Raw genomic sequence first — 6,388 nt, forward strand, 5'->3', positions numbered from 1 at the left:
AATGTGGTGGTCATGGAAAACTTGATCCGGTCGTCAGCAGGGGGAAGACAGCCCGCACTTCAATTCAATCCAACTTCACGTTCATGATTTCCAAAACACGACCGAGATCATCGTCGTTGTAAAAGTGAATGTGGAGGACGCCTTTCCCCTGGCGGTAACGCAGGTCCACTTTCGTCCCGAACCGCTCGTGCAGGCGGCGTTCGAGATCGGCAACGTGAGAGTCTTTGGTCAGCGGAAGAAGGGCCGGTTTGGCGCCGGGAGTTGTCGCCGGCCGGTTCTGCAGATGCGCGACCAGCGCTTCGGTCTGCCGGACATTCAACGACTGTTTGATGACGCGATCCGCCGCCAGCTTCTGTTCCTCGGCGCGGGTCAGCCCCAGGATCACTTTCCCGTGGCCGACGGACAGCCGTCCGTCACGCACGTAAGCCTGAATCTCCGGCGCGAGCCTGAGCAGTCGGAGCGCATTGGCGACCACGGCGCGACTTTTGCCGACCTTGGCCGCGACTTCCTCCTGTTTGAGCTGGAACTGTTCAACCAACTGCGCGTAGCCGAGCGCCTCTTCGATGGCGTTCAGGTTTTCCCGCTGTAGATTTTCGATCAGGGCCAGTTCGAGCACCGCGCGGTCGTCCGCTTCGCGCACAATCACGGGCACGTCGGTCAGACCGAGAATTTGCGCCGCGCGCCAGCGGCGTTCGCCGGCGATCAATTCATAGCCGTCGCCCCGCGGCCGTACGATGAGCGGCTGCACAATGCCTTGTTCCCTGATTGAATCGGCCAGTTCACGCAGCGCGTCTGCCGAGAAATCCTTGCGGGGTTGCAGGGCGCACGGTCGGATGCGCGTCAACGGCAGGCGCTCCACGCTCTCCCTCGCGTCCGGCAATGGCGGGGACGCGGGTGCGGGCGCGCTGGTCTCCGGTGGTGGCTTTGGCGCGGGGGCCGAGACGCCCAACAGCGCGCCCAGGCCGCGTCCTAAAGCGGGTTTTGCCATGACGCGAGAGTGTCCAAGCAACAATGCGTTGTCAACGTGAAGCTCGGAGCGCGGAAATAAAAAATCATGCCGCCAGAAGTGGACTCTCATTCGATGGTTGATCAACGGTTCGCACCGGAAAGGGCGTCAAACTTTTGTGCTGCGTTTCAGGACGTTCGGAGTGCCTGACCCGACCGCGAGCATCCACCCCGACGGACTCTCGCCATGGCAACGACCCCGTGAGCGCCGATCCGCGCATCGCGTCCCGGAAAAACTTCATGGCCATCTTCGCCGTGCTCCGGTCATGTCTCGCGGCACTCTTCGCCTCCGGCCCGGCTCACGCCCCTGACCCGCTCGCGCGCCGGCCATCATTGCGGAGTTCTTCAAGCAACATTCTCTGCCCTGAACCAACGGCGTGTGCCGGGTCATCCCATCGGAAAAAGACACCCACAACGCCGTGGACGAGGAAGCCGCAACGCTGCCCGATGACCTGAAACCCTACTCCAGCAATCGCAACGCTTCCACGTTCACCATCTCCTGCACTGGGAAGGTTCGTCCCCACTCCGCGGGGGTGACGTCGCGCGCCTCATGCCAGCGGGGATCCTCGATCCAATCGAGAAACTTGCGCAGGCTCGCACGCACCGTGGACGATGCGCCGCGTGCCAAAAGCGCTTTCGCCATGGTGGCATCGTGTTGTCGCCCGTTGGTATGGGCGCAACTTACCACCGCGTTGAAGAGCGGCGTGTGTCCGCCGAACCCGGCCGCATCCACTGTCGCCCGCGTGTCCACGTCTGCGCCGTGAGCGAGCAGCAGATCGAAAATCTCCTGCTCGTCGAAATCTATCGCCAGGTGCAGCAATGTCGTGCCGTCCAGTGGCGTTCCGCAAAGCCCGGACAGCCCATCATCAGGACATCCCAGCTCCGGCGGATAAATCTCCCGGTAACTGAAGCGACGGTTGATCAGGTCCCGATCGCGCCGCAAATAATCCTTCAACCGTTCGGCCCGCCCGCGATGAAAAGCCATCATCGGCGTGTCCGGAAGCTCGTATCCGCGCCGCGCAAAAATATCGAGAACAGCATGCTTGTCTTCGGGGCGCCGCGCGTAAGTGCCGAGCGCCAGCGCCAGTGGCGCGAGCCGGTTGCCATGCTGGTCCGTGAATGGCGCGTTCACATCGGCCAGAAACTGTAGGCCGGCCGGCTTGAGCGTTTCGCACGAGCCCATCACAATGCCGGGCACGAGCTTCGCTCCATGATCCAGCAACCATTTGGCGCACTCGATTCTTCCCTGGAGCAGCGCCCGATCAAACGCGTGCTGGAAATCCCTCGCGCCCAGGGCGGCGATGGCCTTGATGATTTCAAGCCTGCCGAGATTGGCCGCGTGACTCATCGGCGGCCCCCAATTGCCACTCCAGACCGGCACGTGCAGCAGTTTGGGATTTGCGCGCAGCAACTGCACCACTGCCTCGCGATCATCGGCGCGGATGGCGGCGTCCAACGCTCCGGCAGCCGGGTTCGCATTGATCCGCACCTTCAACTCCGTCCAGTGGGCGAACCCGTATTCGCGCGCGATCACCAGTTGCGCATCGCTCAGGCGAAACACGGCCGCTCGCAGAGCAGCAGTGTCCGCGGATTGGAATTTCGGATGTTGCCGGCGAATCCGCTCGAGCGCCTCGGGTCGGGCGGCGCGCCAGGCGTTGAGCAGTTCGCGCGCTTCGCGTTTGGGGATGTCGAGATGGGGCCGCTGCGGCAGCCCGCGGGATACTGTGGCCATAACCTTACTTCCGTTTGCGCCCGTTCGTCCGCAAGCCTCGGGCAAGAAGTCAGGTTAACGTGCGATTCAACTGGCCGGTGGGCTGGGCCCATTTCCGCGGACGGGATGCTTCCGGAAAGCGAGAGAACACTGGTGCAGTCACACGCTCTGGACAAGGCAAAAAGCCCGGGAGCAATTCACCGCGACAATTGAAATGCCGCCGCCTCCTGCGAGTTGCGGACGTAGAGCTTGTCGCCAACAACCACTGAGTGGTTCCAGGTCTTGCCTTCGAGCGTCTTGAACGAATCCACTTCGACGAACTCCTTGGGATCGGCGCGCACAAGATGGACTTGTCCATCCTCGGCGGTCACGAGCAGCAGGCCGGCGTTTTCCAGCAGCAACACCTGGCCTTTGCCGTACCGGCCCCCTTTCCACATCCGGTCGCCGGTCTTGAGGTCGAGGCACGTAAGGAAGCCACTGTCGTTGCCGTAAATGTATCCCTGATACGTCACCAGGTCCGAAAAGTCGGGCTTCAGGTTGCGCGAGGTCCAGAGTTCCTCCGCCTTGAATTCGCCGTTGACCCGAGTGATGCGAATGGCGCGCGTGCCGACATTCATCGGGGTTCCGAGAAGCACCGTATCGTCACCCACGACCCGCGGTTGCAGCGCGCGGTAGCCCGCGAACTTCCATTCGTAGTTCAACCGCACCTTGCCCGTCGCCGGCTCCACCAGCACCAGTCCGTCATTGGAGAGCATCAGCACCAGCTCTTCGCCGGCGAGGGTGCTCAACTGCGGCGACGCGTAAGTATGATCGCCCGTTGCCGCCGACCACCGGAGCGCGCCGGTCTCGACATCGAATGCCAGGAGGCCCTTGCCGTCCTTGCCGCCGGCCCAGACAATCACATTGGAACCGATCACCAGCGGGGAACCGGCAAAGCCCCACATCGGCGCTTCCCGGCCGGCGACTTCCTTCAAATTCTTCTGCCACACCACAGCGCCGGTCGCCGGATTCAATCGGAGGAACGTTCCTGTCGCTCCGGTGACGAACAATCCGCCGTTCGCGAGCGTCGGCGTGGCGCGCGGGCCGGGACCGCCCATCGGATCGTCGAGACGCGCTTCATACTGCCGGTTCCAGATTTCGCGTCCCGAACCGGCGTCGTAGCAAACGACCGTCTCCTTCGGGCCGCGTTGTTCCTGGGTGAACAGCAGATTGCCGGCGACGGCAAAGGAGGACCAACCGGGACCGACGGGCACTTTCCAAAGTTGCCGGGGCGGATGCCCGGACCAGTTGGTGGCGATCATCGAACCGCGCCAGCTCCCCGAACGATCGGCGCCGCGAAAGCCGGGCCACTCGAGATTTGCGAGATTCGTTTCGATGGAAGGAATATTTGGCGACTGGGCGGGAGAGCGTGAGGATCTCGCGGCCAGCATTCGTTCTTCCGGCGTCGGCGCCCAGCGCCAGTGCAGGGTGAGCTGGTATTCGCCGTTCATGCCGTCGTTGCGAAGCAGAACGGAGAATCCGAACCCGGCGGCGGCGAGAAGCACGGCCGCGCCAGTTCGCGCGAGCGGACGCCGTTTTCGAAACCAGACCGCTCCCACCACGAACGCGGCCATTCCCATCGGGAGCGTGATGACGATGGTGCCCGGTCCGCGCATCAGAGGTTCCACAAGCGTCATTGCGATCGCGAACACTGCGGCAAGTCCCAGAAAACCGAAGACGCGCTCCTTCCAGGTCGCCCGACTCGCCGCCAGCCACCAGATTAAAACCAGCAGACAACAAACCACCGGCCCCATCATGGTGACCATCCAATACTTCGCCAGACCGCCTTCGAGATGGGCGGGCGCGAATCGCGCGACGATCATCAGCAGGACCAGGAACACGCTAGGCCAGACGCGCAGGGCGCGCCAAGCCGATCGCTTGATGGGCGAATTGGATTCAGCAGGGGCTACTTCGGCTTCGTTGCTCATAATTGAAATCTTTCTATAAGGATTTGATTGTCGCTTGCAAGGTTTTGAGTGAAGGAAGTTTTGAGCGCGGATTTAGACACGAATTTCACGAATTGGCTTCCCAAGCCCGCCACAAGATGGATGCCCAAAAAAAGCCGTTCGCTTACGCGAAACGTAGTCCCGCGAAGCCAGACTGACTTGCCCCAACGGGGCAAAAGAAATTAGCCCAGGGTTTGAGCGCAGAGAATACCCTGGGTGAAGGTCCGACAAAATAATTCTCCCTCTCCGCCTCGAACGAGGACTTGAGCAGTTTGGGAAACTGCGAAAGGTTTGCATGTCGCGATGAGCGACAAATCCTCTGTCCGGGAAACACTTCGCAAGAACGGGAGTTCCATTCGGCAAAGCCAAAGGCCCGCCAGCGCCGAGCGAGCGGCGCGAGCGAGTCACTGGGTCGGGGTGAGGAGTCGAAATCCGTTTAGCAAAGAAACGAATTCTAATCGTGGATGACGAAGCGGACAACGCGAGCATTGGATACGTCAACGACAAGATAACCGGTTTGCAGCTTCGGACTATTGCTTCTCAAGTGGACAGCCTTCGTCAGCAATTATCTAAGTCTTCTTTTCTTCAAGTCACAGCCACGCCTTACTCTTTATACCTCCAACCAGAGGATTCACCGATTGCGGGTATGGATCTCGCACCAGTTCGACCGCAGTTCACAGAACTCGTTCCTGTTCACTCGGCTTACGTTGGTGGCAAGTTCTATTTCGAAGACAGCAAAACTTCTGGTGCGCCCGCATTCAATGTGTTCTCACCGGTCAACCGCAATGAACTGGCGGTGCTGAAGTCCGACGACCGTCGCCGATTTAAAATCGAGGAATGTCTGGTTAGCGATAGAGTGGAAGGCCTCCGAACAGCCCTGATGAACTTCATCGTGGGAGGGTGTATTCGCCGTATTCAAGACGAACAATCTCAGCGTCGGCCAAAAAGATTTGCGTTCCTTTTTCACACCGAAGCATCAAGAGCTGCTCACGCGTGGCAGGAAAGCGTCGTTGTGTGCTTTGACGAAAAGCTTCAAGAGGAGGCTCAAAAAAAATCCCAACTGCTTAATGAGCTTGTGAAACGGGCATACGAAGACTTGTCTCGGTCTATCCTTGCCTCTGGTTTTACTTTGCCAGCATTCGACGAGGTGTGGAACAGAGTGCTTACGGCATTACCCCACGACCCTCACCTGGCTTCGCTATCGCTCAACCACCCTCTCCCGTTCCTACGGGCGAGGGAATTATTTTGTGGGACGTTTACCCGGGGTTACGCTCAGTCCGAGCCGGACTGGCCACGACTTCGCTGACCCCGGGCTATTCTCTTTTGCCCCATTGGGGCAAGTTAGTTTGGCTTCGCGTAAAGACTCGACGTCTCCGGTTCGTGGGTTCTGCCCCGCGCTGTTGTTCCATCCAGTTGCCGACTTGTTACGCCCAAAGTTCGCCGTGTCGTTGAAGTTGGACGCCTCGCGCTTTTTTCTCGCGAAACTCCTGCCCAGGTTCATCGGTGTTCGAGCGGCCAGCGTCACGTCGGTGCGCCTTGTCAACTCCTGATCAAAGCGACTTTCAACCGTCGCCGAAAACCCGTTTCCTCAAGAGACGCATGTCAATAGGGATCAACACCGCCAGGAGCAGGGCGCACAGTGCTGCAGCCGCGACGAGGTGGCTGGTAATTTTTCCCGTGAGCAGCA

At 60.3% G+C, this 6,388-nt stretch carries 4 protein-coding genes; 1 reads left to right on the forward strand and 3 read right to left on the reverse strand.

The window, feature by feature from the left end; genetic code table 11:
* Positions 1-64: 64 nt before the first annotated feature.
* From VN887_01240 to VN887_01250, 3 genes are all read right to left on the reverse strand, one after another.
* Positions 65-988: a ParB/RepB/Spo0J family partition protein gene (locus VN887_01240; protein HXT38625.1), complete on the reverse strand. Its 924-nt coding sequence runs from the start codon at positions 986-988 to the stop codon at positions 65-67.
* A gap of 477 nt (positions 989-1,465) precedes the next feature.
* Positions 1,466-2,737, reverse strand: coding sequence for an ankyrin repeat domain-containing protein (locus tag VN887_01245; protein HXT38626.1), 1,272 nt, complete (start codon positions 2,735-2,737; stop codon positions 1,466-1,468).
* Between the two features lie 176 nt (positions 2,738-2,913).
* Entirely contained in the window at positions 2,914-4,683 is a 1,770-nt protein-coding gene (locus VN887_01250; GenBank protein ID HXT38627.1) for a PQQ-binding-like beta-propeller repeat protein, read from the reverse strand.
* Positions 4,684-5,161: 478 nt separating this feature from the next.
* Between VN887_01250 and VN887_01255 the strand changes: the two genes are divergently transcribed.
* Positions 5,162-6,007 carry a hypothetical protein gene (locus VN887_01255; GenBank protein ID HXT38628.1) on the forward strand — a complete coding sequence of 282 codons (846 nt, stop codon included), beginning with the start codon at positions 5,162-5,164 and terminating at the stop codon, positions 6,005-6,007.
* The last annotated feature ends 381 nt before the right edge of the window (positions 6,008-6,388 follow it).

Source organism: Candidatus Angelobacter sp., assembly GCA_035607015.1.
Classification (GTDB): domain Bacteria; phylum Verrucomicrobiota; class Verrucomicrobiia; order Limisphaerales; family AV2; genus AV2.

What these genes read in the sequence shown, in the direction of transcription:
- VN887_01245 (HXT38626.1), bottom strand. Translation starts at nt 2,737, where the DNA reads ATGGCCACAGTATCCCGCGGGCTGCCGCAGCGGCCCCATCTCGACATC.
- VN887_01240 (HXT38625.1), bottom strand. Translation starts at nt 988, where the DNA reads ATGGCAAAACCCGCTTTAGGACGCGGCCTGGGCGCGCTGTTGGGCGTC.
- VN887_01250 (HXT38627.1), bottom strand. Translation starts at nt 4,683, where the DNA reads ATGAGCAACGAAGCCGAAGTAGCCCCTGCTGAATCCAATTCGCCCATC.